27 protein-coding genes and 1 other annotated feature are annotated in these 24,848 nt (G+C 38.9%); of the genes, 2 read left to right on the top strand and 25 right to left on the bottom strand.

From position 1 onward, the window contains the following. Position 1 precedes the first annotated feature (1 nt). Genes CWS20_RS09570 through CWS20_RS09560 form a run of 3 tightly spaced genes read right to left on the bottom strand, consistent with a single transcriptional unit; the run spans position 2 to position 2,305 of the window. Positions 2-925, bottom strand: a complete 924-nt coding sequence (locus CWS20_RS09570) for a PLP-dependent cysteine synthase family protein (RefSeq protein ID WP_066192072.1) — start codon at positions 923-925, stop codon at positions 2-4. A 22-nt stretch (positions 926-947) separates the two neighbouring features. Beyond that, on the bottom strand, positions 948-1,649 hold the full coding sequence (mtnN, locus tag CWS20_RS09565; protein ID WP_066191884.1) for a 5'-methylthioadenosine/S-adenosylhomocysteine nucleosidase: 702 nt from the start codon (positions 1,647-1,649) through the stop codon (positions 948-950). A 17-nt stretch (positions 1,650-1,666) separates the two neighbouring features. Further along, positions 1,667-2,305: a class I SAM-dependent methyltransferase gene (locus tag CWS20_RS09560; protein ID WP_066191882.1), complete on the bottom strand. Its 639-nt coding sequence runs from the start codon at positions 2,303-2,305 to the stop codon at positions 1,667-1,669. Positions 2,306-2,512: 207 nt separating this feature from the next. Between CWS20_RS09560 and CWS20_RS09555 the strand changes: the two genes are divergently transcribed. Further along, positions 2,513-2,719 (top strand): YrzA family protein, encoded by a 207-nt coding sequence (locus CWS20_RS09555; protein ID WP_066191881.1) that lies wholly within the window; start codon positions 2,513-2,515, stop codon positions 2,717-2,719. Between the two features lie 70 nt (positions 2,720-2,789). Here CWS20_RS09555 and CWS20_RS09550 read toward each other — a convergent pair whose 3' ends face one another. The 21 genes from CWS20_RS09550 to CWS20_RS09455 all read right to left on the bottom strand — a co-directional run bounded on the left by CWS20_RS09550 (position 2,790) and on the right by CWS20_RS09455 (position 22,435). Then, positions 2,790-3,446 carry a DUF1510 family protein gene (locus CWS20_RS09550; protein ID WP_066191878.1) on the bottom strand — a complete coding sequence of 219 codons (657 nt, stop codon included), beginning with the start codon at positions 3,444-3,446 and terminating at the stop codon, positions 2,790-2,792. A 193-nt stretch (positions 3,447-3,639) separates the two neighbouring features. Further along, positions 3,640-5,406 (bottom strand): peptidoglycan D,D-transpeptidase FtsI family protein, encoded by a 1,767-nt coding sequence (locus CWS20_RS09545; RefSeq protein WP_066191876.1) that lies wholly within the window; start codon positions 5,404-5,406, stop codon positions 3,640-3,642. 68 nt (positions 5,407-5,474) lie between these two features. Beyond that, positions 5,475-5,951: a transcription elongation factor GreA gene (greA, locus tag CWS20_RS09540; RefSeq protein ID WP_066191874.1), complete on the bottom strand. Its 477-nt coding sequence runs from the start codon at positions 5,949-5,951 to the stop codon at positions 5,475-5,477. Between the two features lie 154 nt (positions 5,952-6,105). Continuing rightward, entirely contained in the window at positions 6,106-6,741 is a 636-nt protein-coding gene (gene udk, locus CWS20_RS09535; RefSeq protein WP_066191872.1) for a uridine kinase, read from the bottom strand. 151 nt (positions 6,742-6,892) lie between these two features. Continuing rightward, the gene (locus CWS20_RS09530; RefSeq protein ID WP_066191870.1) at positions 6,893-7,531 is read right to left on the bottom strand and encodes an O-methyltransferase; all 639 of its coding nucleotides are present in this window, start codon (positions 7,529-7,531) and stop codon (positions 6,893-6,895) included. 262 nt (positions 7,532-7,793) lie between these two features. Next, entirely contained in the window at positions 7,794-8,933 is a 1,140-nt protein-coding gene (gene mltG, locus CWS20_RS09525) for an endolytic transglycosylase MltG (RefSeq protein ID WP_066191869.1), read from the bottom strand. Between the two features lie 259 nt (positions 8,934-9,192). Further along, positions 9,193-9,480 carry a DUF1292 domain-containing protein gene (locus tag CWS20_RS09520; protein ID WP_066191867.1) on the bottom strand — a complete coding sequence of 96 codons (288 nt, stop codon included), beginning with the start codon at positions 9,478-9,480 and terminating at the stop codon, positions 9,193-9,195. A 13-nt stretch (positions 9,481-9,493) separates the two neighbouring features. Beyond that, positions 9,494-9,910, bottom strand: a complete 417-nt coding sequence (gene ruvX / locus CWS20_RS09515; RefSeq protein ID WP_066191865.1) for a Holliday junction resolvase RuvX — start codon at positions 9,908-9,910, stop codon at positions 9,494-9,496. Positions 9,911-9,912: 2 nt separating this feature from the next. After that, positions 9,913-10,179 carry an IreB family regulatory phosphoprotein gene (locus tag CWS20_RS09510; RefSeq protein ID WP_066191863.1) on the bottom strand — a complete coding sequence of 89 codons (267 nt, stop codon included), beginning with the start codon at positions 10,177-10,179 and terminating at the stop codon, positions 9,913-9,915. Positions 10,180-10,417: 238 nt separating this feature from the next. Further along, positions 10,418-13,051 carry an alanine--tRNA ligase gene (alaS, locus tag CWS20_RS09505; protein ID WP_066191861.1) on the bottom strand — a complete coding sequence of 878 codons (2,634 nt, stop codon included), beginning with the start codon at positions 13,049-13,051 and terminating at the stop codon, positions 10,418-10,420. Positions 13,052-13,129: 78 nt separating this feature from the next. Next, positions 13,130-13,337, bottom strand: a binding site (T-box leader). A 60-nt stretch (positions 13,338-13,397) separates the two neighbouring features. Then, a complete protein-coding gene (locus CWS20_RS09500) occupies positions 13,398-14,480 on the bottom strand; it encodes an AI-2E family transporter (RefSeq protein ID WP_066191859.1) in 1,083 nt (360 codons plus the stop codon). A gap of 108 nt (positions 14,481-14,588) precedes the next feature. Beyond that, positions 14,589-14,720, bottom strand: a complete 132-nt coding sequence (locus tag CWS20_RS09495; protein ID WP_083957186.1) for a DUF3918 family protein — start codon at positions 14,718-14,720, stop codon at positions 14,589-14,591. A gap of 33 nt (positions 14,721-14,753) precedes the next feature. Next, the gene (locus CWS20_RS09490) at positions 14,754-14,945 is read right to left on the bottom strand and encodes a YrzR-like zinc ribbon domain (protein ID WP_066191858.1); all 192 of its coding nucleotides are present in this window, start codon (positions 14,943-14,945) and stop codon (positions 14,754-14,756) included. 16 nt (positions 14,946-14,961) lie between these two features. Next, complete coding sequence (locus tag CWS20_RS09485) at positions 14,962-15,432, bottom strand: PRC-barrel domain-containing protein (RefSeq protein ID WP_066191856.1); 471 nt, start codon at positions 15,430-15,432, stop codon at positions 14,962-14,964. An 80-nt stretch (positions 15,433-15,512) separates the two neighbouring features. Then, complete coding sequence (locus CWS20_RS28950) at positions 15,513-15,638, bottom strand: hypothetical protein (RefSeq protein WP_276328299.1); 126 nt, start codon at positions 15,636-15,638, stop codon at positions 15,513-15,515. 84 nt (positions 15,639-15,722) lie between these two features. Continuing rightward, positions 15,723-18,143, bottom strand: coding sequence for an SF1B family DNA helicase RecD2 (gene recD2, locus CWS20_RS09480; protein WP_066191854.1), 2,421 nt, complete (start codon positions 18,141-18,143; stop codon positions 15,723-15,725). A gap of 38 nt (positions 18,144-18,181) precedes the next feature. Further along, the gene (locus CWS20_RS09475; protein ID WP_066191851.1) at positions 18,182-18,841 is read right to left on the bottom strand and encodes a tetratricopeptide repeat protein; all 660 of its coding nucleotides are present in this window, start codon (positions 18,839-18,841) and stop codon (positions 18,182-18,184) included. A gap of 141 nt (positions 18,842-18,982) precedes the next feature. Further along, positions 18,983-20,098, bottom strand: coding sequence for a tRNA 2-thiouridine(34) synthase MnmA (gene mnmA, locus CWS20_RS09470; RefSeq protein ID WP_066191850.1), 1,116 nt, complete (start codon positions 20,096-20,098; stop codon positions 18,983-18,985). A 24-nt stretch (positions 20,099-20,122) separates the two neighbouring features. Then, positions 20,123-21,268 (bottom strand): cysteine desulfurase family protein, encoded by a 1,146-nt coding sequence (locus tag CWS20_RS09465; protein ID WP_066191849.1) that lies wholly within the window; start codon positions 21,266-21,268, stop codon positions 20,123-20,125. A 23-nt stretch (positions 21,269-21,291) separates the two neighbouring features. Next, entirely contained in the window at positions 21,292-21,711 is a 420-nt protein-coding gene (gene cymR / locus CWS20_RS09460; RefSeq protein ID WP_066191848.1) for a cysteine metabolism transcriptional regulator CymR, read from the bottom strand. Positions 21,712-21,778: 67 nt separating this feature from the next. Next, a complete protein-coding gene (locus CWS20_RS09455) occupies positions 21,779-22,435 on the bottom strand; it encodes a YczE/YyaS/YitT family protein (RefSeq protein WP_066191845.1) in 657 nt (218 codons plus the stop codon). A gap of 253 nt (positions 22,436-22,688) precedes the next feature. On the opposite strand from CWS20_RS09455, the gene CWS20_RS09450 reads away from it, so the two are divergent. Further along, the gene (locus CWS20_RS09450; protein WP_101226296.1) at positions 22,689-23,954 is read left to right on the top strand and encodes a replication-associated recombination protein A; all 1,266 of its coding nucleotides are present in this window, start codon (positions 22,689-22,691) and stop codon (positions 23,952-23,954) included. Between the two features lie 32 nt (positions 23,955-23,986). On the opposite strand, the gene CWS20_RS09445 is transcribed toward CWS20_RS09450, so the two are convergent. Continuing rightward, the gene (locus CWS20_RS09445) at positions 23,987-24,739 is read right to left on the bottom strand and encodes a polysaccharide deacetylase family protein (RefSeq protein WP_066191842.1); all 753 of its coding nucleotides are present in this window, start codon (positions 24,737-24,739) and stop codon (positions 23,987-23,989) included. Positions 24,740-24,848: the final 109 nt, after the last annotated feature.

Raw genomic sequence — 24,848 nt, 5'->3', positions numbered from 1 at the left:
GTTAAATGCCTCCTTCATAGATTTTCTTGCTTAAATAGCGTTCGCTGCCATCAGGAAAAATGACTGCAATATTTGTTCCCGGTACGGCATCCTTTGCTTCTGTTAATGCTGCATGCAGTGCAGAGCCCGATGAACTTCCCGCAAGAATTCCTTCTTTAACAGCAAGTTCTTTTACTAAATCAAAAGCATCCTTATCTGTTACCGTATGAATGCTGTTAAAATATGCTGTGTTCATATAATCTGGCAGAAACTCCATTCCGATTCCTTCAGTTTTATGAGGTCCCGATTCTCCGCCATTTAAAATTGAGCCTTCTGGTTCAACAATGACTGTTTTAATTTTATCATTTTTTTCTTTAAGATATTTGGCGCATCCCATAAAAGTCCCGCCGGTACCTGCACCAGCTACAAAAATATCAACCTGACCATCAAGCTGCTCCCACAATTCCGGTCCAAGGGTTTGGTAGTAAGTGTTCGGATTGGCTGGATTCGCAAATTGCTGTGGACAGTAAGCATCAGGGATTTCATCTAGAAGTTCCTTCGCCTTTGCAATCGCCCCAGTCATTCCTTTTTCAGTCGGCGTATGAACAACAGTGGCGCCTAATGCTCTCATTAGTTCCTGTTTTTCTATACTAAACTTTTCAGGGACACAAACGATGACACGCACGTCCTCTTTAACGGCAGCAAGAGCAAGCCCTATTCCAGTATTACCGGCAGTCGGCTCAATGATTGTTCCGCCTTTGTTTAGCTTTCCGCTTTCAAAAGCCTCCTTTAGCAGTTCTTGACCTAATCGATCTTTAACACTGCCCCCAGGATTCATAAATTCTAATTTAGCAAATAACCGGACACCTTCAGGGAGGTCGAACTCGGTGAGTTCAACAATTGGAGTTTGACCGATCAATTCATGTATATTTTTATATACTTTCATAGACTCCCATCCTTCATGTTGATTATTTGTTTTTGATTCCATCAACAATCTTCATAACAAGATTAGCCGAATGAAGTGCTGCTGTTTCTAAAAATTGGTCAAATGAAATATTTGATTCTTTACCTGCAATATCTGATAAAGAGCGGATAATAACGAATGGTGTTTTAAATTGATATGCCACTTGCGCAATTGCCGCTGCTTCCATCTCAACAGCTTGAAGATCTGTAAACTTATCATGTATAGCAGCCGTTTGAGCAGGATTGCTTATAAAGGAATCCCCTGTTGCAATCAATCCTCTGACTACTTGAATACCTTCTATTTCTCTCGCACTTTCTTCCGCAATTTTAATAAGGGTTTCATCTGCAGTAAAAGCGGGTGGCTGCTGTGGTACTTGGCCATATTCATAGCCAAATACCATCGCGTCCACATCATGATGCCTAGCTTCAGTTGAGATCACGACATCACCAACATTTAGTGCTGGGTTAATTCCTCCCGCTGAACCTGTATTAATACAAAAGTCAGGCTTGAACTTTTCCAAAAGAATAGTAGTAGACATAGCTGCACTTACTTTTCCAATTCCTGATTTCAGCAAAATTACTTCTGCTCCATTCATTTTTCCTGTAGTAAATTCACAGCCGGCAATCATTTGTTGTTCCTTATCTTCTATATTCTCTCTTAGCAAAGTTACTTCTTCTTCCATTGCGCCGATAATTGCGATTTTCATTTCATAAACCTCTTTCCTTAAGCCTTCACACCTTCCATAATCCAAACGAAATCATTGCATCTATTAAACGATACAGAAAAACCGTTATTCACCATCATTTCTCTCAGTATCGGTATAGTTGTATAATATTCCCGCTGCAAATCTTCAGCAAGATTATGGTATCCTTTTTCAGTTGCGTCAGCTATAGCTTTTTTATACGCTTCTACATTTTCATACATTGTATCCGCAAACACTATTTTACCACCTGCGGGAAGAAGTTTTCCATAAAGTTCGATTGCTTCCGCTTTTTCTTTATCTGTCAGGTGATGAAAAGCGTATGAACTAATAATTGTATCAATTTGCTCATCCACTATAAAATGCATAAAGTCGCCATTTATAATATTGGCTCTGCCTTCTAACTTTACAACAGCAATTTCACGCATTGATTTCGATGGTTCAACCCCCGTTATAGATAAACCGCGCGCAACAACTTTTGCAGTTAAATTACCAGTGCCAGGGCCAAATTCTAATACATTTCCTTCTGCACGGTCAGCGACCTCTTGTAATAATTTATCATAGTATAAAAAAACGTCTTTATATTCTTCATCATGACCTGTTACTGTATCATCATATGTTTTAGCCCACTCTTCGAATAATTCAATAAATTCATTCCCCACTGTTATATACCTCCTGATAGGTAAACACCATAACTTATAATTCCTATGAGTATACTATGAATTACAATAAAACATGTTCCCAATTTACCATATGCAATGAAAAGTTTCAAGAAAAATAAAGCAGACTAAGCTTATGTTATATACGTTGCCAAGGCGGCATTTTCTATTTAAAATATATTTGTTAGCCATTCGAAAGGAACGATAATAATGAATTTTCACTTAGACACGATAGAAGATAAGATCGAATTCTTTGAAGCGCTTGATTTAAAAACATTAGAAAAAAAAATCAATGATCAAATTGAAACAAATAAAGCCATTCTGCTCTCCGTTCACCACGTTTCCCATCAAATGCATTTAGATGAAAATGGCCGCTGTTTTTATTCGGCAGTTGTTCACTTTAAGGCCAAAAAATAAAAGAGCGGAAGTCTTCTAATAGACTTCCGCTCTTTTATTTATATAGATAACAACAAAGCTTAGACTACATTTAAATACTGCTTAATTCTTCAACCTTTGTCGGCTTCCAGCCTTGTCCGTCTACCCATTCAATATAGACGCGGTAAATTTGCTCTTTTCCCGGTGAAAATACAGTACCTACTGAACGGTTCACTCCATCATTCCCTAAAAAGTAAACAGTCATTGAGGATTTATCCAAACCAGTTGCATAAGTAATTGCATTAAGCATCTCATCCCAATCAGCCGAGCTGGAGTCATAGACAGCTGAAGGATGTTCGCCCGTTTGCGTTGTACCTACTGGTTCCCAGGCAGGATTTTCAATCGTTCTCACGACGTTGCTATCGCTTCCGCCCTCTGTCACAATTGCTTCATCTTCCACATTTTCTTTATTCTCTTCTTCTGTGTCTTTTGATTCAGACGCATTTTCTTCATCTGCATTCTCGTTCGCTTCATCTTTGGCATTAGCATCTTCTGCTTGGTCATCTTTTTGTTCTACTTTATTTTTATCTGCTTGTTCGTTTTCAGTAGCATTGTTTACATCATTATTGTTCCCGCCTGAAAAAATGATGACTGAAACAACAATAATCAATAAAAGGACAACGCCAATTAAGCTATTTAAGATAATATTCGTTTTCTTTCTTTTTGCCCGCTTGTCATATCTTGATGATTTATTATAATCATTGTTCAAAGGAACTCTCCTCCTTTTTTACTCATTGGATGATTGCATAAAAGTTAAACTTTCTTCAGTAGGGTTATTACTGCATGTTAAAGCGCGATAAACAAAAAATAATAATAACTGTCAACATTTTATCATGTCTTTATAAAAACATGAAGGAATAACCCATGCTTTACAGACGGGAATTCCTTCATAAATGTTTCATTTAATATGATTGTGACTGGTCAAATTCATATAAAGCGGTGACCATATCAGCAAATAACGCAGTCGTACTTTGATCATTTTCCAATGCTTCAAGCCTCACTGTCACTAAAGCATATTTCGGATCTTTATGAGGAAAATAACCGGCAAACCATTTATTTTCAATCTCTTCTTGCCCTTGTGAATGACCTGTTTGGCCCGTTCCAGATTTTCCGGCAACTTCATATGGAAGATCGTTTAATAATCTTCCTGTGCCCTCTTCATTCACAACCACTTCACGCAGCAGCTTCTGTAAGCTCATTGCTGTATAGGGCTTAATATAATCTCCCTCTAGTGGCATTTCTTTAAATTGAAGCATAGAGGTACGATTTTTATATAAAACCGCCGATGCCGTCCGTACCATTTCCTTCTCCCCACCCCTGGCAATTGTGGCCATCATGTTTGCCATTGCTAACGGCGTTCCCCTTACCTCATATTGTCCAATACCTGTCATTGCCACGAAGTTAGGATCCTTTCGATCTTCCTCATTTAGAAAAACATGCCCTTGTTCTTCATTATATAACTGTTTAAAATGTTCAAAATGATATATATCACCCTCCCAGCCGACTGTTTCCGTTAAAGAGAGCTTTTTTGCATATGTTTCAATGATATTAGGGTCAATCTCCATTAATTCCTTAGCCAAAGTACCAAATGTATTATTACAACTGACTGCAAAGCTGTCAGAAAAATTCAGCATTCCATGTTGATACTGCTCGTCCGGTTCGCCATTTATTTTTTTGCTGCAATCAAACAAACGGTTCGGATCGGTTAATTCATAGTCAATTGCGGCAGCGGCAATCACCGTTTTAAAAACGGAACCCATTATCTGCTTTTTAAGCATAAAATTTTTTGTTCCTACCTCTCCCTCTGCAAAAGGGTCCTTTTTATTCATACTTGGTCGCGATACCATCGCCACAATCGAGTTGGTTTCTATATCTAAAAGGACAAGTCCGCCCTTTTTAATGCCATGCTTGTCAACTAGCTTTTCCGCGATTGTCTGCACCTCATAATCTAAAGTTGTTTTAACATTCAGCGGATAGAATGGATTTGCTGGATCAACATATTTTACATTAATCCCAAATAGCGGACCACCTTTCGCATCTACATGGTAGATTAGCTTCGACTCCTTTTCCGCCAACAAAAACTCATCAAAGGTTCGTTCCAAGCCAGTAACACCTAGTAAAGCATCATTCGGCAGTTCTTTATCATCGTATCTCGTTCGATGCTGAATATCCTTATTAGCAATTCCTAACAATTGTTCAGCCGGACGATTAGCGAGATGATATTTCTTTTCAACAGCAAATACACCAGGTATTTGAAGTGCATTAATCTCCCTTACTTGCTTGTCTGTTAGCTCCAGCGGTTTCGGCGTGCCAAACGTAACAGGCTCTTTCGCTTTCTCGACAGCATCACGCAACGCGTATTCAGAAGCACCTGTTATCGTCGACACCTTTTCAATATCCCAATCCATTTTGGATAGAAAAGGAAATAGAATGAGAACAGGCTTATATTCTTCCGTCAAAGGTTGCCCATTTCGGTCAAGGAAACTGCCCCTTCCTGAATCTATCACCATTTCTTGGGACCTTTGCTGTACACTAGCTTCCAGCAAGTTAATATTTCGCTCTGTAAAATGATTCGTGTCGACAAGCTGAATTTGTACTAGCCGGCCAATCAAGCCGACGAGCACAGTTATAAATAAAGCTACAATAATTATTGCTCTTTTTCGCCACATAAAAAAAACACCTCGTCAAAAGTTTTGACGAGGTTTAGACTTTTCAAACAAATATGAATCATTTATTATTAATTAATTGTTACAATACGGACGTTCATTTCGCCGCCTGGTGTTTGTACTGTTACTTCTTCACCGACTTTTTTGCCGATTAAGCTTTTTGCAATTGGTGAATCATTTGAGATTTTTCCTTCAAATGGATCAGCCTCTGCACTTCCTACAATCGTGTACGTTTCTTCTTCGCCGTCAGGCAGCTCGATAAAAGTTACAGAACGTCCTAACCCTACTGCATCACCGCTTAAATCATCTTCAGCAATAATTTTAGCATTGCGAATCATATTTTCAAGAGTAGTGATTCTTCCTTCAACAAATGCCTGTTCTTCCTTTGCAGAATCATACTCTGAGTTCTCTGATAAGTCTCCAAAACTTCTTGCAATCTTAATGCGTTCAACTACTTCTTTTCTTTTTACCGTTTTTAAGTTCTCCAGTTCTTGCTCCAATTTCTCTTTACCTGCTTGTGTCATTGGGAATACTTTTTCAGTAGCCAAAACATTCACTCCTTGTCGTTTCTTCGCCTCAATTGGGCAATATTATGTATTGTAAGCATTGATTATAAATGCACTTACAGCGCGTCCTAGCGTTTTAGGGGCGCGCTTTTTTTGCATGCTTTTTTATACCTTAACATTTTTCTATGCTATTGTTTCACAAAAAAGACTTTTGTTCAAGAATTGTTTGAATTTTTGTGACCATTAAATCAATTGCCACATGGTTGTGCCCGCCTTCCGGAATAATGATATCTGCATATCTTTTGGTCGGCTCAATAAATTGATTATGCATCGGGCGGACAACATTCACATATTGTTCGATAACCGAATCCATTGTACGACCGCGCTCTTTTATGTCTCTAAATAAGCGGCGAATAATCCTTAAATCTGCATCTGTATCAACAAACAGCTTAATATCCATTAAATCTCGCAAGCGTTCATCTTCGAGCACCAGAATGCCTTCAAGTATGACTACATCTTTCGGCTCAACCATGATGACTTCCTCTGACCTTGTATGCATTGAATAATTGTACACTGGCTTTTCTATCGCTTCATAGTTGATCAAAGCCTGGATATGTTCAATCAATAGGTCATTATCGAATGCCAGTGGATGGTCATAATTTGTTTTTAAGCGCTCCTCAAAAGGGAGATGCGATTGAGTTTTATAATAATAATCCTGTTCAATCATTAAAATTGAGTGTCCTTTAAAGCGGTCATAAATGGATCTCGTAACACTTGTCTTACCTGACCCTGAGCCACCAGCCACTCCAATAACAACTGGTTTTCGTTTCATTTCTATCATTCTCCCTTGCCACTACACTCATTTCAAATAAGCTTCACCAGATGTTTTTATATAACTGTTGTCCAATATACACCTTTTTGCTATGATTGCCAAACATCTGCTACTTATACAGTAGGTAGGGCATGTTAGTACTTTTTCAAGTTTATTTTTTTCTGCTGATGGCAACTCCATCTCCAATTGGGAGAATGACAGTATGATACTCTTCATGAGTCATCAGCCATTGGTTGAAGTCATTGATTTTCCTCACCATATTACGTATCCGCTTGTTGTCAATTTCTTCTTCAAAAACTAAACCTTTGAATAGGACGTTATCGGTAATGATGAGTCCTTCGTTATTTAAATATTTCGAGTATAGCTCAAAGAACCGCTTATACTGGCCCTTTGCCGCATCGATAAAAATTACATCATAAAGACCGTGTTCCTTCACTTCCAGCTCTTTCTCAAGTGCATCGCCTTTAATAATCAATATTTGGTCAGCCTTCCCGCTTTTGGCGATAAACATCTCAGCCTGTTCATATCGTTCAGCATCTCTTTCTAATGTAACGATACGGCTCTGTGGACATTCATAGACCATTCTTAAAGCCGAATAACCAATCGCCGTTCCTACTTCCAATATCGTCTTAGGCTGCTTAATGCGAAGGATTTGCAGCATCGTCTCAATACCTTCAATTTCCATGATGGGCACTTTATGCTCTTTTGCGTAGCTTTCCATCTCCATAAGCAAGTCATTGCGTTCAGGAACCATCTCTTCTAAATATCGCTGCAGCTTATCATTTAGCAACTGCCGTCACCTCAACTGTTTATTGACACTAATTATCTGTAATATCGCATTCAGCGATCTTTTATACGCCTAATGAAGCAAGAAAAAAAGCGTTCACAGCAGTTAAAATAAAGCACCTGTATATGGCGCATAGTTTTATCCACTGTTAGAGACGCTATCACATTCATTATGAAACAAATATTATATGATAAAAATACTTGTGTTATTTTAACATAAAAAAATGAGGAAAGCTATTTTTTTATGCTCTCCTCATCATCTTTGCTTAATTATTATTACTTGTAATATGTTCGTTCTTTTTCACATTATGTTCGTCCAATGTTTTGGAAAATAACACTTCTCCAGATGGCGTTGCCAAGAAATAGAGATATTCGGTTTCTTCAGGGAATAACGCGGCATCGATTGAGGTCTCTCCAGCATTCGCAATCGGACCAGGCGTTAGTCCATTATATTTATATGTGTTATATGGAGAATCGATTTCTAAATCCTTATACAAAGTCCTCGCTTTATGTTCTCCATGTGCATAAAGCACTGTCGGATCGGTCTGTAACGGCATATCTGTATCTAAGCGATTATAAAACACGCTGGCAATTTTATCGCGATCCACTTGTGCTGTAGCTTCCTCTTCAATTAATGAAGCCATCGTCAATAATGTGTGTGGCGTGTATTCTTGAGCCTCCATTTCAGCCCAGTACTTCTCTATTACTTCATTCGTTTTTTTCAGCATTGGTGTGATAATTTCTTCAATTGTCGGCTCTTCAGAAAAATAATCATAAGTTGCCGGGAATAAATATCCTTCTAATGGGTATTTAATATCCTCATCTAGAATTTCATCTGTTAAAATACTAGGATACTTTTTCATCATTGCCTTTACGAAAGAATCATCATTAAGTTGTTCAAATACTTCTTCTGCACTTTGATTTGTTTTTTCAGCGATAATACCAGCTATTTGCTCCAGCTGTTTTCCTTCTGGCACAGTGATTTTGAACACCACTTCCTGTCCAACATTTCCCGTTTTTAACGCTGACATAATTTCACTCATCGTCATTGATGGCGATAATTCGTATGTCCCCGCCATAAAGCCTGATTCATTCCGAAGCTTAACATAATATTTAAATACTCTCGCATCTTTTATTATTCCATTATCCTCAAGAACTTTGCCAATTCCTGAAACGGATGAACCAATTGGGATTTCTACAGCCTTCTCTGTTTTATTTTCCGCATCAACAGGCTTGAGTGCCGAATTTAAATAGAAATATCCCCCTACTCCAATAATCCCAACTATAATAACTAATATAATTGCTGTAATCATTACAATTTTACGAACCACTTTCGCTTCACCTTGACGTTCAATCAAATTTTTTCGCATAAATTCCTTCTTATTATGCTTATCGTCATTTGACATCAGTCTACCTCCAATCATAAGATCTGATTTCTGTAATTTTTCACATAAAATAAATCATCGATAATTATGGGAAAAATTTCTTATTAACCAGCCAGACCTCTACATCTCGGATTATTATACTATATTTTCACCTGACAAGTCGCACGATATGGCAAAAATCTATGAAATCAGCGTTTTTCCGGCAAAGAATGTAAATTTCAATCGACATTTTTTTGGATAAGAATAAAAAAAGCACCCATTCGGGTGCATTTTTTCCGCCTTATTCCTCGTCGTTTTCTTCAAGGAATGTATTAAGCATTTCCTCGATCAAATCCCATTCTTCATCGGTTTCAATCGGCTTAAGTTCTCCGTCTTTATCATCATCGCTCGGAACGAAAGCTGATGCATGAATTTCAATTTCTTCTTCATCATTTTCGTCTGCTCCGATTGGATAATAAAGAACATACGATTTGCCAAACTGCTCTGAATCAAATGTGAATAATACTTCACATAACTGTTCGTTGCCTTCTTCGTCTACTACTGTAATATTATTTTCTCCGTGATCCATTTCTTTCACCTCATTAATTCTGACTATCTAAGTAGCCTTGTAAAATCATGACAGCCGCCATTTTATCAATCACTTTTTTTCTTTTTTTACGGCTGACATCCGCTTCTAAAAGCACTCTTTCAGCGGCCATTGTTGTTAGACGCTCGTCCCAATAAATGACTTGAAGTCCAAATCGTCTTTCAAGTTCAGCACCATAAAATTGACTGGCTTCACCTCTAGGGCCTATTGTACCATTCATGTTCTTAGGAAAGCCAACAACAGCCTTGCTGACATCATGTTCTTTCACAAGCTCACCAATTCGCTTAAAACCATACTGCTTTTGCTCTTCATTAATTTTAATCGTTTCCAAGCCTTGCGCAGTCCATCCTAGCGCATCACTTAGTGCGACGCCAACCGTTTTAGAGCCGACATCCAATCCAATAGTCCGCATTATTATCCCTCACGCTGCCCGTTTAAATAAGATTTAACAAGCTCTTCAATAATTTCGTCCCGTTCAAGCTTGCGAATCACATTCCGAGCATCCTTATGGCGGGGAATGTAAGCCGGATCCCCGGAAAGCAGGTAGCCTACAATTTGGTTAATAGGATTATACCCTTTTTCCTGAAGGGCATCATGGACGTGAAACAACACTTTATTCACATCTTGTTCAATCGGTTCCTCAGGAAAATTAAATCTCATTGTCTTATCAAATGAGCTCATTTCTTACACCTCACTTTTGTGACCTGTGCGATAAGAAAAGCGCTAGCGCCATCCCTTCATAAGCTGTCCAAATTTTCTTGTTGCAAAAATGAAACGCTGGCTATTAACCAATTGAAAAGAAATCTTCTCAGTCGGTTATGCTCAGTATAAGAGGGCTAAGTGCATATCTGTCAACTTAGGCTCTTATACTGTACATTCGCTAATGGTTACCCTTATTCTACACTACTTTGCAAGGGATTCAAATCGATTTAACCCATTCCTCTACAAATTGAAGCGCAGAATCTAATTTTGCCGGATCTTTTCCGCCAGCCTGTGCCATATCCGGTCTGCCGCCGCCACCACCGCCGCAGCGAGTAGCAACTTCTTTAATTACTTTCCCAGCATGATACCCTTGCTTAATTAGATCATCCGTTACACCAGCAATTAAATTGACTTTACCATCATTTGCACTTCCTAATACAACAACAGCAGAACCAAGCTTTTGTTTTAAATCATCAGCCATATTGCGGAGATTATTCATATCGGTTGCTTGAACCTTAGCCGCAAGCATTGTAATACCATTTACCTCTTTTGCATGATTTACAAGGCTTCCTGCTTCAATATTGCCCAATTTTGCAGCTAAAGATTCATTTTCTCTTTGAAGCTGCTTCATCTCCGCTTGTAAACCATCAATTCGAGCCGGTAGATCCTTCGTATTTGCTTTTAATTTTCCAGCAGCATCTTTCAGTATGCCGATTTGCTCTGTCATCATTTTATACGCAGATTCACCAGTCACTGCTTCTATACGTCTTGTTCCTGCACCAATTCCACTTTCTGATTGGATTTTAAATAGCCCTATGACTGATGTATTTGGCACATGGCAGCCTCCGCAAAGTTCCAGTGAATAAGCACCGATTTGAACAACTCGGACAATTTTACCGTATTTTTCACCAAATAAAGCCATTGCGCCCATCGCTTTCGCTTCGTCAATATTCTTTAAATCAATTTCGACATCCAAGCTCTTCCAAATTTTTTCATTAACTATTGTTTCAATTTGTTCAAGCTCTTCCGCAGTTATTTGGCCAAAGTGAGAAAAGTCAAAGCGTAAGCGATCTGGCTCTACAAGGGAGCCTGCCTGGTTAACATGAGTTCCCAGTACATCTTTTAATGCCTGGTGAAGCAAATGTGTTGCTGTATGATTTTTTATAATTCTACCACGATTCGTGCGATCAACTGTTGCAGTTACGTGCTGTTCAAGCTTCAAAGACCCTTCTAATACAGTTGCACGATGAAGGTTTTGGCCATTAGGGGCTTTTTGAACATCCTTAATCTCTACTTTCACGCCATCAGCTTCTAATAAGCCTTTATCAGCGATTTGTCCGCCGCTTTCAGCATAGAAAGGTGTTTGATCAAGGACAAGTTGAATGATATCGCCGGCAGCTGCTTCTGATACTAGCTGTGCATCCTTCACAATTGCTACAACTTTAGAATTTGCAGTCAATTGATCATACCCTACAAATTTACTTTCAGCTTTAATTTCACCAAGAACGCCATCCTGTACTTGCATGCTATCAACATCTTGACGAGCTGCACGTGCACGCACGCGTTGCGCTTCCATTTCTTGTTCAAATCCATCATGATCGATGCTCATGTTTTCTTCTTCCGCATATTCTTCAGTTAATTCTACCGGGAAGCCATAAGTATCATAAAGACGGAATACATCTTGACCACTAATAACTGTACTGTTATTTGATTTTTCCTTCTTTATCACTTCAGAAAGAATCGCTAGCCCTTCATGCAAAGTTTCATGGAAACGCTCTTCTTCATTCTTGATTACTCTTTGAATAAATTCGGTTTTTTCATTTACTTGCGGGTAAAAATCAGCCATCACATCACCGACCACAGGCACAAGTTCAAACATGAAAGGACGGTTAATGTTAATTTGCTTTGCATAGCGAACCGCTCTGCGCAATAAGCGGCGCAGAACATAGCCACGTCCTTCATTAGAAGGAAGCGCGCCATCACCTACAGCAAACGCAACTGTTCGAATATGGTCAGCAATAACTTTAAACGCGACATCCGCATCATCGCTTTCTCCATATTTCACATCAGCAATTTTTTCTGTCCCTTGGATAATCGGCATAAATAAATCAGTGTCAAAGTTCGTACGAACATTTTGAACGACTGATGCCATTCTTTCTAGCCCCATCCCCGTATCAATATTTTTCTTTGGCAGCGGTGTATAAGTGCCGTCAGGGTTATGGTTAAACTCAGAAAAAACGAGATTCCATACTTCTAAATATCTTTCGTTTTCTCCACCAGGATATAATTCTGGATCTTCCAGGTCATTTCCATATTCAGGTCCTCTATCATAAAAAATCTCTGTGTTTGGCCCACTTGGTCCCTCTCCAATATCCCAGAAATTACCTTCCAGACGAATAATTCTTTCCTCTGGTATACCAACTTTTTCAATCCAAAGCTTATATGCTTCATTATCTTCCGGATGGATCGTTACTGACAATTTCTCAGGGTCAAAGCCAATCCATTTAGGGCTTGTTAAGAATTCCCATGCAAATACGATGGCTTCTTCTTTAAAATAATCACCAATAGAAAAGTTCCCTAACATCTCAAAGAAAGTATGATGACGTGCTGTTTTTCCTACATTTTCAATATCGTTTGTACGAATGGATTTTTGCGCATTAACTATTCTCGGGTTTTCAGGGATAACCCGTCCGTCAAAATATTTTTTCAATGTTGCTACACCGCTGTTTATCCATAATAGTGATGGATCTTCATGTGGAACAAGTGACGCACTTGGTTCTATAGAGTGACCTTTTTCTTCAAAGAAATCCAAAAACATTTTGCGAATTTCAGCACCAGTTAAATGTTTCATTATGTAAACCTCCTAAATAATATTTAATACTGTTGATTAGACATTTTCTCTAGACAACATAAAAAGCCCTCATCCCTATGCAGGGACGAGAGCTAACTCGCGGTACCACCCTGATTATGAGAAAAAATGCGTTCTCACCTCTCAGCACCTTAACGCGGTGAAACGGCAGGAATTAACTGCACTCCGGATTAGCGTTCTGTTATCCTTCATCCAGGAATTCTTCCAGCCTAGGAATTCCCTCTCTAAGAAATGGTCTATAACATACTTATTCCTTCTACATGTTCACTTATAAATTCTATATAGTCGCATTATAGCTAGTATTTTAGCGATTTGTCAATATTGCTTTTTAAGAGCCCTGCGTTTGCGTCCTTGATTTCTTTGAAAAATGATTCCGCGCATGCAGCAATGTTACTTTAATAACGGCTAAAATGGGCACAGCAAGAATTAAGCCGATGATTCCGCCTGCCTCTCCACCTGCCAAAAGTGCTAGCATGATGATAAGAGGGTGCATATGCAAGCTTTTGCCGACAATAAATGGTGATAATATATTCCCTTCAATAAATTGCAGGACAAGAATGATAATAATCGCGATAACTACCATTTTAATCGACATCGTAAAAGCAATGATTATCGCCGGTACGGCACCGATGATTGGCCCAAAATATGGGATAATATTTGTGATAGCAATAATGAATCCAAGCAGAAGGGGGTATTTTAAACCAAACGCCCAAAATAAAAGGGCGCTGATCACACCAATAACGAGACATACTAATAATTGCCCTCGTATATAACTCCCTAATGATTTGTCAATATCACGCAAAAATAAAATTCCTTCTTTTCGCCATTTCCTTGGTGTTAAATACCAGACCGCTTTTTTCACTAGGACATGATCCTTTAATAAATAGAAGGAAATAAACGGAATGACAGCAATAATGACTGAATAGTTTAAAATCCCAATCAGGAAATTGATTACCTTTGAAAGCAAGCGGTCAAGTGCAGCTTCCACATTTTGTATTCCTTCATCCACCCTAACTTGAAGCGTTTCCGGCCATGTCGATGTTTTATTTTGTATCGTCTGAATTAAGTCACGATATTGATTGGCAAATTCAGGTGCATTATCAACAAGGTCATTCAGTTGATGAATAAATGCAGGAATACCTTTATACAGTGCAAGACCTATCCCGCCAAAAAAAATAAAATAAATGATAAATGTGGCAATTCCGCGATGAAGTCCTGAAGCATGCAGCTTTTCAACGATTGGATGAAGCAGATAGGTAATAAATGCACCGATAACAAAAGGGATGAAAACAACTAGTGCGATCTTGACAATTGGCAGCCATAATTCCTTTAATTTAAAAAAGATAAAAAGTACGATAAAAACAAGAAGCAGAAACCCTAAACGATAAAACCATTTCAAGCGAATATCCAATATCATCCGCCTCCCTCAATTTATTGTGGGATGGTGTTAATGGAAATATACATAAAAATCTCACCAGCAAATGCAAAGGGCCATTCTTATTGAATGACCCTTAAAAAGCTAAAACAGCTTATTCATTTTTCTTTGGATTCTTTTAATATCTCTTTTAGAGATTAAATTATTTTTTTGAACATACCCGTATGCAGCAATACCTGCACCAATAACAGCTGCTGAGGTTAACATTTTATTCATGACTCTCACCTCTGTCTAGTTATTTTAATTGGGTTAAGATGAATATCTGCGCTCATCCTCATCAAATAGATCATCCAATGAACTCAAGGATCCATCTTCCTCAACTTGGTGGGTCTTGATGATTCCATCCGCAAGGGAAAGTTCAATAAAACATCCCCAGCAATAATATTGATTGATACCGATTTTACCGATATCCTTACTACGACAGTTTGGGCATTGGAGCATGAAATGACACCTCGCATTATTTTACATTGACGATGATGGCATCCTTCCCAATCGCGGGCGGTTCTTCGGTTTTAACTACCTTCTTTCCTTCCAGCACATCTGAAAAGAAGCCATCCGATAATTCATACCCTACGATTGTGCCCACTTCCTCATGGAAATATACATCCTCAAGTAACCCAAGCCTGTCTCCTTCACGTGTCATCATCATCTTCCCGGCTAAACGATTCTCACCGGCGACAGTAAAGGTTTGATCTTTTGTAAGGGGATGCATGATGGAACCTTTAGGAATCATCACCCCATCCCAGCCGAAGGAAGAAACATCATTAATATCCAAAAAATAAGTCTTTTTAAAAAACGAGCCTGTTTTCACTAATAATCCCTTAACCAATCCATCATGTGAAATCGATAGATCACATACTTCTCCAAGACAATTGCCGCTGTCTACTTCTATCACTGATAGCCCTTTTAATAATGAAAATGTCCGCAAAAGTTTACCCCACCTTCTTCGAACATTTATATCTTTTGCGAAAAAGCTCGATTAAATGATGATAAACGATTACCAATTTGTTATTTTAGCAAGTAGCGCTGTTGATGAAAACGTGCATTTCTCTCTCCGCCATCAGATAATTCTTCAGAAAATGGATGCTCATTCTTTTTTGCATTTTTATTTTTCTTTAACTTCATTTTTTTCATTTTGCACACCTCATTTATTAGACATTTGCTCCGCCACAGCCAAGATGGAAAAAAGAAACAGCCTCATGTAAAGACTGCTTCTTTTTAGCTATATTCTTTTTCAAGGAAATCATACGGTGTGATATTTTCCATTCCAATCATAGGATCGACCTGCATCATCTTTTCTTCTATTGTTAATCCTTCATCAACTTCCATCGATGGTACGGGATGAGAATTATCACCAATAATTTCCTCCTGAAGCTTTTCTAGCAAGCCCGATAGCCGTGATTGGTCATCGGAACGTTCAACACCTAATCTTAATGCCTCTTCATCACCGCATAAGATTAAAAATTGCTTGCTTCGCGTGATGGCTGTATAAAGCAAATTGCGTCGGAGCATGCGATAATAGCTTTTTACAATCGGCAAAATGACAATTGGAAACTCACTGCCTTGTGACTTATGCACCGAACAGCAATAAGCATGTGTGATTTGATTTAAATCCTGTCTTGTGTAGGTCGCCTCTGCGCCATCAAACGAAACGACCATCATATCCTGTTTCTCTGTATTTTCTTTCGCATAGAAAATGGAAACAATTTCACCCATATCACCATTAAACACGTGGTTTTCAGGCTGATTAACAAGCTGCAGCACTTTATCGCCTATTCGATATTTCACATCACCGAAAGCCAATTCCTTTTTTGCTCCGTCTGGATTTGGATTAAAAATATCCTGGATGATTATATTTAATTTATCAATGCCGGCAGGTCCTTTGTACATCGGTGCTAGCACTTGAATATCCTTAGCTAGGAATCCTTTATTTTTGGCATTTTTCACAACCTGCTCTACAACCGTGCCAATTTGATTCGGGTGACATTTTATAAATGAGCGGTCCTTTTGTTGTATCGTAATATTTCCGGGAACATGGCCTTTTTTCATTTCATGGGCAAGCTCGATAATGGATGATCCTTCTGCCTGGCGGTAAATATCAGTCAGCATTACCGACGGAATCCGCTTAGACATAATTAAATCCCGCAAAACTTGACCAGGCCCTACTGAAGGAAGCTGATCCTCATCTCCTACAAGTATGACCTGCATATTATCAGGGATAGCCTTAAATAATTGATTCGCCAGCCAAATATCAACCATAGATGTCTCATCAACAATGATGATTTTCCCTTCTAACGGATTTTCTTCATGTCGGTCAAATCCTTCACTACCATTCCAGCCAAGCAGCCGGTGAATAGTCACAGCTGGCAAACCAGTAGATTCAGTCATTCTTTTCGCTGCCCTGCCTGTCGGTGCAGCAAGAAGAAACGGGAACGGTTCTTCCTTTTTATAAGCTTTTGGTTCCATTGAGCAGCCATGCAGCTCCGCATACAACTCCACGATCCCTTTTATGACGGTCGTTTTCCCAGTACCTGGACCTCCAGTAAGAATAAGCATTGGTGACATTAATGCTTTTTGAATGGCATCTCTTTGTGATGAAGCATATTGTACGCCCAATCTTTCCTCCAGGTTTCCGAGCGCCATTAAAAACTCTGATTCAGGAAATTGTTCATCATATTGTGTCTGTTTTAAAATTCTTTTTATATTTGATACAATTCCTTTTTCGGAAAAATAAAGTGAAGGCATGTATAGCTTTTGCTCATCAGCCATTATTTTTCCTTCTTCACCAAGCTTAATGATTTCGTTAGATATTTCATCATACATGATCGGATCATTCTTATTTTCCTCTAGAAGATTTTTCACCCCTTCAAGAAGAACCTTTGCTTCAGTATACACATGACCAGCCTGCATGCTTTCCTGCTCCAATACATATAAACATGCCGCCCGGATTCTGTCGGGATGACTGCCGGATAGTCCAAGCTGATATCCTAACTCATCAGAGCGGTGAAAGCCTATTCCCTCAATATCTTCTACTAGCTGATAGGGGTTTTTTTGAATCGTTTCGATTGTCAGTTCTTTATATTGCTGATAAATCTTCATTGAAAGCTGCGGTCCAAAACCATACTGATTAAGGGCAATCATCGTTTGCTCAAGGCCTTGATGCTCCATTAAGGTATCATATAGCGACTTCGCTTTTTCAGAAGATAATTTCGGCACGTTCTCCAAAACAGACGGATCATTCATAATCTTGCTAATTGCATTTTCTCCTAAAACATCAACGATGCTTTCAGCCGTCTTTTTTCCTATGCCTTTAAATAATTCGCCTGATAAATAATTCGCTACCCCTTGTTTTGTCTGTGGGATATCTTTCTGATAATGGCTGGCATGAAGCTGCATGCCGAACTTTGGATGCTCTTTTAATTCACCATAGAAAATATAGGTTTCCTGGGGATGAACCTGAGGGAAGTATCCAGTGACAACGGCTTCCTTATCATCATAATCATGATTGGTCTCCTCAACACGGATGCGTATCACAGTATACATATTTTGCTCATTATGGAAAATCGTAACAAGATGCTTTCCCTTTATAAATTTCTTCTTTTGCTCAGCAAAAAGATCGAGAGAATCCTGCTCTTCCACCTATGCTCCCTCCTTTTCAAAATATCTCCCTGTCTTTCTTACTCTTCCTCGCCTTTTTCTATCAATTTTTTCCCATATCCAGCAAGCAAATGGTCTGGTTGGATTTCAAGCGCACGATCAAAATGCTTCTTTGCCTGCTTTTCATCTTCTTTAAACCCATACGCTACACCCAAGTTATAATGAGCATCAGCATGATCAGGGTCAACTGCTACACATTTTTTTAGTTGAGGAATGGCTTCATCAATCAGTTCTAATTGCGCTAAGCATAATCCATATTGAAAATAAGCTTCAGCATCCTCAGGATTTAATTCTGTACTTCTTTGCAAATAGGGCAATGCCAATTTATCTTGTTCTAGCTGCACGAATGACATGCCAAGCATGAAATAATTGTCACCGGTATTGATACCTTTTTTCATCGCTTGTTCATACATATTTTTAGCCTGATCGAAATTTTCCTGTTCAAAATAAAGATTGCCTGCGCTGTAATAAGCCGCACCTGCATTTTCATCTATCTCGATCGCTCTTTCAAAAAATTTAAGTGCCTTTTCGACTTCACCGACAGCAGAAAGGACGTTTCCGAAGTTTATATAAGAAACAGGATCTTTTGGATTTTCTTCAATTGCCTCCATAAAGACTTTTGCAGCATCCTCCCATTTTCCTTCTTGCATATATTGAATACCTAATTGGTTTTTTTCCATCTTTATCTACTCCATTCAACTTTCTCTCCTGAAAAGTATAGCATATTTATATCGTCGCATTCACTCACGTCCTATTAGAATGATTTATTCAGATTGTATAGTAAAAAAAACTGACTTGGAATTAACCAAGCCAGTTTTTAATCAGCCTACATATGCAAGCTGTTTACCATTATTAAATACTTTATCAATCGTGCCGCCGCCGAGACATTCATCGCCATTATAAAAGACAACAGCCTGTCCCGGTGTAATTGCACGGATCGGTTCATGGAAGATGACCTTTACGTTTCCGTCCTCGAGCAATTCAACTGTTACTTTATTATCAGGCTGGCGGTATCTGAATTTCGCTGTACATTCAAAGGTTTTCGGCATTTCCTTATTTGATACCCATCCGGTGTTAACCGCAATGATTGAGTCTGAGTACAGCTTTTCATGATGGAAGCCTTGTCCCACATATAAAACATTTCTCTTCAAATCTTTTCCAATCGCAAACCAAGGTTCTCCTGATCCGCCAATTCCTAATCCATGCCGTTGGCCAATTGTATAATACATAAGACCGTCATGCTTGCCGACAACTTTCCCATCAAAGGTTTCCATATTACCTGGTTGTGCAGGCAAGTAATTTCCAAGGAATTCTTTAAAGTTCCGTTCACCAATGAAACAAATTCCGGTACTATCTTTTTTAGTTGCTGTCGCCAAATTCGCTTTTGCTGCGATTTCACGGACTTTCGATTTTTCAATATCACCAATCGGGAACATGACTTTTTCAAGCTGCTCTTGGCTTAGCTGATTTAGAAAATAAGTTTGATCTTTATTTTCATCCAGACCGCGCAGCATTTTCACTTCGCCATCGCGCTTTTCCACCCGTGCATAATGGCCAGTAGCTAAATAATCTGCGCCTAAGCTCATTGCATGATCTAAAAATGCTTTAAATTTTATTTCCTTATTGCACATTACGTCAGGGTTAGGTGTTCTGCCTGCTTTGTATTCATCAAGAAAATAAGTAAATACTTTATCCCAATATTGCTTTTCAAAATTAACCGCATAATACGGGATGCCGATTTGATTACATACGCGAATCACATCATCATAATCTTCAGTAGCTGTACAAACGCCGTTTTCGTCTGTATCATCCCAGTTCTTCATGAAGATACCGATGACATCATATCCTTGCTCTTTTAAGAGAAGGGCCGCAACGGAGGAATCGACGCCGCCAGACATTCCTACAACAACGCGCGTGTCCTTCGGTGCTTTATTCATCTTTCTCACCACACTTATCTTATTTTATTTATTTGTAAATCGCTGTACGATTTTACTTGTTTCTTTTCCTACCTGTTTAATTTGTTCAACGGTATTGTTTAATCCAAAGCTGAAGCGAATTGAATTGAGAAGGCGCTCATCATCTTTCCCATACATCGCAACTAAAACATGAGAAGGGTCGATTGATCCGGCAGTACATGCCGAACCGCTCGATGCAGCGATTCCAGCCAAATCCAAATTGACAAGCATTGCTTCAACATTTGTACCAGGAAAGCTTAAGTTTAATACATGAGGTAAAGTTTCATCAAGTGAACCGTTCTGACTATAATTAATTTTATAGTCATCAAGCGTTTCCATAAGGACAGATCTTAACTGATTGAAAAATTCCTTTTTATTGTCCATTTCCTTTTGAGCTATGTTGACCGCCTCTAAAAAGCCTGCAATTGCAGCGACATTCTCGGTTCCAGCGCGCCTTTTCCGTTCTTGCTGGCCGCCATATAGACGAGAAGGGAGCTTTACATCTTTATCAACATAAAGGTAGCCAATTCCTTTTGGACCATTTATTTTATGAGCTGATACCGATAATAAATCGATTCCTGCATCCTTTACATCTATTTTTACTAATCCATAAGCTTGCACAGCATCTGTATGGAAGATAGCTTGATGATTTGCCAGTGCTTGTCCAATTTCACTTATAGGCTGAAGTGTTCCGACTTCATTATTCCCATACATAATCGTCACAAGAATCGTATCATCCCGCAAGGCTGCTTTTATATCAGGTACAGATACTCTGCCATTTTTATCAACAGGCAAGTAAGTTACCTCATATCCTTGTTTTTCCAATTGTTCGCATGCATGCAGAACTGCATGATGCTCAATCTGTGTTGTAATAATATGGTTCCCCTTCGTCTTATAGCTTTCTGCCACTCCAAATATTGCATGGTTATCAGCTTCAGTTCCGCCGCTAGTAAAAATAATATCATTCGGGTGTGCGCCAATGCTATCAGCCATTGCCGCCCTTGCCACGTCAATAATTTGACGTGCACTTCTTCCAAATGAGTGAATGCTGGATGGATTTCCAAAATCCTCATTCATAATGGAAACCATTTTTTCGATTACTTTTGGATGCATCGGCGAAGTTGCCGCATGATCCACATATATATGTTCCACTGCCTTTCACCTACTTGTACTCTTTATATATAAAACATATAAGCGTCTGATTCTCCATTGTCTGTATGATTTGCCAGGTCTTCTACCGTCGTATTATCAAGCACATCTTTCACCGCATCACGAATGCGCATCCACAGTTCTCTTTTTGCCGGCTCCTCATTCTCAATACCCTCTACAGGGCTAATCGGGCCTTCTAGTACACGGATAATGTCACCTGCTGTAATTTTTGATGGAATATCACCTAGTACATATCCGCCATATGCTCCGCGTATACTTCTCACTAATCCCGCATTGCGCAATGGAGCAATCAGCTGCTCCAAATAATGCTCAGATAAATCATTAGCCTGGGCTATCGTCTTAAGCGATATCGGCCCTTCGCCATGTTTCTTTGCCAATTCAATCATGATTGTTAGGCCATAACGACCCTTTGTAGATATTTTCATTTCTTGACACCCCTATTCCCTCTTTCATACCGTTCCACATTTGCTTACTACCTAAAATAGTAGCCATTTAATGAGCAATAAATACTTTCGGCTTTTTAAGTCGCGCTAAAAAGCGATCCGTTAACGACTGGCATTGCGGAAGTGCAAAACCGACAATTGGTCCAATTGAAAGACTTAACACAATTGTTCCCCAAAATACTGGTCCACCAAGCTGCCAGCCAATAATTAAGACAATGATTTCCATACAGGATCGAACCGGACCAACCTTCCAGCCTGTTTTCGTTGTTAAAGCCATCATCAAACTATCTCGCGGTCCTGTTCCAAACCGTGCGGAAATATAAATGCCCATACCGTAGCAATAGATCACTATTCCTGCGATAAACATCAACAGCTTCCCTGTAAATGAACCAGGTGTTTGCATAAATGGAAGCAATAAATATAAATCAATAAAGACACCAATTAAAATCATATTGATATAGGCGCCAGCTTTAGGCAGTTCCCCGGAAATAAGAGAAGCCACAATTAAGATGAAGATGCCAACAATAATTGACCAGCTACCAATTGATAAGCCAAGCTGAAAATATAATCCTACATGCAAAACATCCCAAGGTGTAGCACCCAAATCTGCTAAAATTAATAAGACGATGCCAAGGCTCATGACTAATAAGCCAATGATGTAAACCAAAAACCTTGGCCCTACCTGCCCCCGCTTGAACTTGTTCATATTTATTTTCCCTTCGCCGCTTTATAGCTAATCAAATAAATTCAAATTATATATATTTTTACATTTTGGATAGACTTTGCTATTATAGCATATTTGGAAGCATTATTCATTTTAGCAATCTTCATTGTATGGTATGTTTTAATTATAAAAAGTTGTCGTTCGTCCCCCACTTTCAGGGAGGATGTTAACTGACAGTAAACAATAACTAAGTTTTGCCTAATTTGAATTCGGTTTAAGAGTTGGAGTGATGTATGTGAGTATTAAACCATTAGCATTCCGGATGAGGCCTAGAACAATTGATGAAGTTATCGGGCAGAAGCATCTTGTAGGTGAAGGAAAAATAATTCATAGAATGGTAAAGGCAAAGCAGCTTTCTTCTATGATTTTATACGGACCGCCTGGCATTGGAAAAACATCGATAGCGAGCGCGATTGCCGGCAGTACAAAATATGCATTCCGCACGTTAAATGCAGTTACTAATAATAAAAAAGATATGGAGGTTGTTGCTGCTGAAGCAAAAATGTCAGGCAAAGTGATATTATTGCTCGATGAAGTCCATCGGCTCGATAAAGGAAAACAGGATTTTCTTCTCCCCTATTTGGAGAATGGCATGATTACATTAATTGGGGCAACGACAAGCAATCCTTACCACGCCATTAATCCGGCAATCAGAAGCAGATGCCAAATATTTGAGTTGAAGCCATTAACTGAAGATGAGGTCATTACTGCATTAACAACAGCAATGGAAGATAGTGAGCGCGGCCTTGGAGAAAAGCAAATCCAGATATCGGAAGAGGCATTAAGTCACTTTGCATCGGCATCTAATGGCGATGTCAGAAGCTCCTTAAATGCGTTAGAGCTTGCCGTTCTTTCCACAAAAGCTGATGCCGAGGGCCTTATAAATATTGGTTTACAGGAAGCAGAAGAATGCATGCAAAGAAAAAGTTTGGCTCATGACAAGGACGGTGATGCACATTATGATGTATTATCCGGGTTTCAAAAATCCATCCGCGGCAGTGATGTGAACGCAGCACTACATTATTTAGGAAGACTAATTGAAGCCGGCGATTTAGTCAGCATTAGCAGAAGGATGCTTGTCATCGCCTATGAGGATATCGGACTTGCTTCACCTCAAGCGGGTGCAAGGACGCTTGCGGCCATCGAGACAGCTGAACGAGTCGGCTTTCCAGAAGCAAGAATACCACTAGCAAATGCTGTCATAGAACTTTGCTTATCGCCAAAATCCAACTCTGCTATCATGGCCATTGATGCCGCACTTGCTGATATTAGAGTAGGAAAAAGCGGCGAGGTGCCGGATCATTTGAAGGATGCCCATTATAAAGGTGCAAAAGAGCTTGGGCGCGGCAATGATTATAAATATCCGCATGATTTTGAAAACGGCTGGGTTAAACAGCAGTATTTGCCTGATAAAATCAAAAACAAAGTTTATTACCACCCAAAGAATACAGGTAAATTTGAACAAGCCTTGGGCGTAGTATACAACAGAATAAATGAATAAATTGAAAGGGTATGGCGTATGAGCCATACCCTTTATAAACTAAATAAAAAAGGTGGGATTTCTTCTGAGAGAATCATTAATTCCGATACAGTTACGGCGTTAAATTTTTTTCTATTTGCATCTTTTAAAATTAACTCCAATGCTTCAATCGTTTGCGATCGATCACCGCCCGAATCATGTAATAAGATAATATCTCCCGGCTTCATTCCAGTTTGAACATGACTTACTATCTTTTGAACGCCTGGATTCATCCAATCCTTTGGATCTTGATGCCATGACCATAAAACAACCTGATAGTTATTTTTTTTAGCTATCGCAACGATTGAATCATTATATAGACCACCAACAGGCCTGTATAAAATAGGTGAAAATCCTAAAATGCCTTTTATGATTTCTGCTGTTCTAGTTAATTCATCTATCAGCACTTCTTCAGATATATTTGCATTATACATATGGCTGTATGTATGATTGCCAATTTCATGCCCTTCATTAACTATTCTTTTTACAAGCTTTGGATGCTTTTCAGCTTTTTCACCAGTAATAAAAAAGGTTGCCTTCGCATTGTACTTTGCCAATAAATCTAAAATTTTCGGTGTAAATTCAGGGTTAGGACCGTCATCAAATGTAATGGAAATATATCTTACCCGCATCATCCCATAGTCCCAAATCACATCGCCACGTTTCTCGTAAAATTCTCTCTCCCTGACTATAGAAGCATCAGCATGTAATGAATAAAAGAATGAGGCAAATAAAATAACAATCGAATATACGCACTTTCTGCACACATCTGTTCACTCCTATTTATGAATAGGTATATCATATGTAAAAATTGTTTTTATCAAACATATTTTCTATATAAAAAAAAGCACCGTTTTATACGGTGCCTAGGATGTA

Source organism: Cytobacillus horneckiae (genome assembly GCF_002835735.1).
Lineage (GTDB): Bacteria > Bacillota > Bacilli > Bacillales > Cytobacillaceae > Cytobacillus > Cytobacillus horneckiae.
This window is presented reverse-complemented; position numbering and strand designations above follow the sequence as displayed.